General features: G+C 65.8%; 5 protein-coding genes. 2 read left to right on the top strand and 3 right to left on the bottom strand.

Annotated elements, in window-relative coordinates; translation table 11 throughout:
• Positions 1-156: 156 nt before the first annotated feature.
• Entirely contained in the window at positions 157-981 is an 825-nt protein-coding gene (locus AC13FW_RS20135) for an EamA family transporter (protein ID WP_482990260.1), read from the top strand.
• A gap of 12 nt (positions 982-993) precedes the next feature.
• Here the strand turns inward: AC13FW_RS20135 and rimI are convergent, their stop codons facing one another.
• Genes rimI through pssA form a run of 3 tightly spaced genes read right to left on the bottom strand, consistent with a single transcriptional unit; the run spans position 994 to position 2,734 of the window.
• The gene (gene rimI, locus AC13FW_RS20130) at positions 994-1,479 is read right to left on the bottom strand and encodes a ribosomal protein S18-alanine N-acetyltransferase (protein ID WP_482987707.1); all 486 of its coding nucleotides are present in this window, start codon (positions 1,477-1,479) and stop codon (positions 994-996) included.
• A complete protein-coding gene (locus tag AC13FW_RS20125) occupies positions 1,476-1,898 on the bottom strand; it encodes an alanine acetyltransferase (protein WP_482990261.1) in 423 nt (140 codons plus the stop codon). Before AC13FW_RS20125 ends, rimI begins: the two co-directional genes overlap by 4 nt.
• Before the next feature lie 56 nt (positions 1,899-1,954).
• Positions 1,955-2,734 carry a CDP-diacylglycerol--serine O-phosphatidyltransferase gene (pssA, locus tag AC13FW_RS20120; protein WP_282272540.1) on the bottom strand — a complete coding sequence of 260 codons (780 nt, stop codon included), beginning with the start codon at positions 2,732-2,734 and terminating at the stop codon, positions 1,955-1,957.
• 82 nt (positions 2,735-2,816) lie between these two features.
• Here pssA and AC13FW_RS20115 point away from each other — a divergent pair, with 82 nt between their 5' ends.
• Entirely contained in the window at positions 2,817-3,206 is a 390-nt protein-coding gene (locus tag AC13FW_RS20115) for a DUF4124 domain-containing protein (RefSeq protein ID WP_296253448.1), read from the top strand.
• Positions 3,207-3,275 lie beyond the last annotated feature (69 nt).

The raw sequence follows: 3,275 nt of genomic DNA, 5'->3' as shown, positions 1-3,275 counted from the left end.
AAGAAAGACCCAAAAGAGCACTCGGCGGAATGACACCTGCCCACTACGCCGCGCAGCTGGCGGCGAAGACAGATAAGATCAAAACAGGACTCTAAACCCGACCTCTACTCAGGTCGGGGGGACGTCGCTTCCAAAGCACCCCAATAACAGAACCCAATGTCCCTCGGCATCTTCTGCGCCGTCCTGTTCGCCGCCCTGCTCCACGCCAGCTGGAACGCCATCGTCAAACTCGGCGGCGACAAGCTGCTGACCACGATTCTGGTCACCGGCTGGGCTGCCGTCCTGTCCGCCATCGCCCTGCCCTGGCTACCCGCGCCCGCCGCAGCCAGCCTGCCCTGGCTCGCCGCATCAGCCATCCTGCAAACCGGTTATTACGTGCTGGTTGCCCGCGCCTATCACCGCGCCGACATGAACCTGTCCTACCCATTGATGCGCGGCTGCGCGCCCTTGCTGGTCGCCATCGCCGGCATCTGGCTGTTCGACGAGCACTTGTCTGCCAGCGCGTGGAGCGGTATCGCCCTGATCAGTGCCGGCATCCTGTGCATGGCCGGCAGCAGCAGCATCAGCAACCTCCGCCTGCCGCTGTGCATCGCGCTGGTCATCGCCACCTATACGCTGGTCGACGCACAGGGCGCACGCCTGTCCGGCAATGCCTTGAGCTACACGTTGTGGCTGTTCCTGCTGTCCGGCTTGCCGTTGCCGATCTGGGCCTTGTTCGCCCGCCGCCGGCAGCTGGGCAGCTATCTGCGCGGCAACTGGCAGCGCGGACTGGTCGGCGGTATCGGCACCACCGCGTCGTATGCGATCGCGCTGTGGTCGATGACCATCGCGCCGGTCGCGGTGATCGCCGCACTGCGCGAGACCTCGATCCTGTTCGCGCTGCTGATCTCGGCACTGCTGTTGAAAGAACACATCAGCCGCAAGCGCCTGCTCGCGGCGGCACTGATCGTCGCCGGCGTGGTGCTGCTGCGGCTGGCATAGCCAACGCAGCGCTCAGAGCGGCGGCATCACGCTGATGTCGTCGTCCACCAGCTCCATCGCCATCACCAGTGCGTCTTCGCGCCCGGTCGCGGTCGGGTAGTAACGCGGACGGCGGCCGATCTCATTGAAGCCTTCGCTGTGGTACAGCGCGATGGCCGAGGTATTGGACGGCCGCACTTCCAGGAACACCCGCAAGGCGCCGCGTTGCCGTGCAACCCGCACCAACTCACGCAGCAGACGCCGGCCATGGCCGCGCGACTGGCACAGCGGATCCACACAGACATTGAGTACATGCGCTTCGTCAACGGCAATGCTCAGCACGGCATAGCCGGCAATACCGCCCTCCTGCACCAGCACCCGGCACGGGTAGTCGGCGCGCAGGCAATCCTGGAAGATGCCGCGCGTCCACGGGAACGGATAGGCGCGCAGCTCCACTTCCATCACCGCATCCAGGTCCCCTTCATGCATGGGACGCAGGACCGACCCCGGCGCGGTCATTGCCGTGCTTTCCGCCGCAGACTGCGCAGCTGCGGCCACAGCGCGCGCTTGGCGGCTGGATCGGCACGCAGCTCGGCCAAGGGCCAGCTGTCCATCAGCGCCCGCGTTTCCGGCTCGTTGGGATTGCAGCCGGAGGCACGCAACAAGGCGATCTGCAGGCGGTCGGGCATCCCCAAGCCGCCGCTGCGACGAACACTACCCGCTGCACCGGCAGCGGATACCGACGCGGGTGCAGTGCTCGGTGCCTGCGGTGCCTTTGCGGCCACTTCACGCGGCGGGACAACAGCAACCGGCTTGGCCACCGTGCTCTGCGGCGGTGCCGACCGCTCCACCGCTACCGCAGCTGTATCAAAGGCTGGCGCAGCAACGACTGGCGGCGCATCCAGCGCGCCGCCTTCCAGATAGACGGTGTAGCCCATCGCCTGCAGCCATGCCTGCTGCTCGGGCGTCCACACCGGCTCGGGCGAGAAACCGATCACTGCACCTTGCCGGCCGGCTGCCGCCAGCGCTGCAACAGCCACATCACCGGGCCGGACAGCGCATAGATCACGCCGACCACCAACAAGGTCCGCGCCGGGTCCAGTACCACGATGGAAATGACGATAGGCACCAGCGCCAACACCACGAACGGTACGCGCTCCGAGCGCGGGCCCTTCTCGCCGCCGCCCTTGAAGCTCCAGAAGCGGATCCGGCTGACCATCAACAGGCCGGACACGATGGTCACGCCCAAAGCCACGTAGCGCAGCTCCTCTCCGCTCCAGCCCAGCGTGCCATCGGCGAAGGCCCAGACGAAGGACATCATCAAACCGGCGGCGGCCGGGCTGGCAAGGCCAACGAACCAACGCTTGTCGACCGTGCCCACCTGGGTATTGAAACGGGCCAGGCGCAGCGCCGCGCAGGCCGCATACAGGAAGGCCGCCGACCAGCCGACCCGGCCCAGCACGTCGCCATCGAACTTCAGAGAGGACAGGGCCCAGTGGTACATCACCAGTGCCGGCGCCATGCCGAAACTGACAAGATCGGCCAGCGAGTCGTATTGCACGCCGAATTCGCTGCTGGTTCCGGTCAAACGCGCAACCCGGCCATCCAACCCATCCATGACCGCAGCCACGAATACAGCGACGCTGGCGTTGACGAACTGCCCGTTGGAGGCGGCAATGATCGCGTAGAACCCGGCAAACAGCCCGGCGGTGGTAAACAGGTTCGGGAGCAGGTAGATGCTGCGCGAACGCGGTGGTGGTCTCAATTCGTCCATACCGGGAAGTTTAATCGACTTGCCAGCCGCGTCACCGGGTGCTGCAATCGCTGTCTGCCCTGTCCCGGTGCCTGGAGTTGCCATGCTCACCCTGCCACGCCTCTGCTGCCTGCTCCTGCTCGGCACCGCTGCCACCGCCAGCGCGGCCAATCTGTACAAGTGGAAGGACGCCAATGGCGTCACCCAGTATTCCGAGCGACCGCCGGCCGGCAAGCAGTTCGAAACCCGCCGCATCACCGCCAGCGGTGCTTCTGTCGCCGAGCCAGAGGTTTCAGCCGAAGCCGGCGAATCCGAGCAGTGCCTGGGTGCACGCAGGAATCTGCAATTGCTGAACGGCAATGGTCCAGTCAGCCAGGGCGTTGGTGCCGATGGCAAGCCGGGCGCTCCGCTGGATGATGCCCAGCGCGCGGCGCAGAAGCAGCTGGCCGAGGCGACCGCTGCGGTCTATTGCAAGCCTGCGCCTAAGAACTGAGCTGGTAGCTGACAGGCAAAACCGGGGTCAGAGTCGGGTTTTGCTTTGCAAAACCCGACTCTGACCCCG

This window comes from Stenotrophomonas sp. 21LCFQ19, assembly GCF_056861425.1.
Note: the sequence above shows the minus strand (reverse complement) of the source record. Positions and strands in the feature narration are given on the sequence as shown.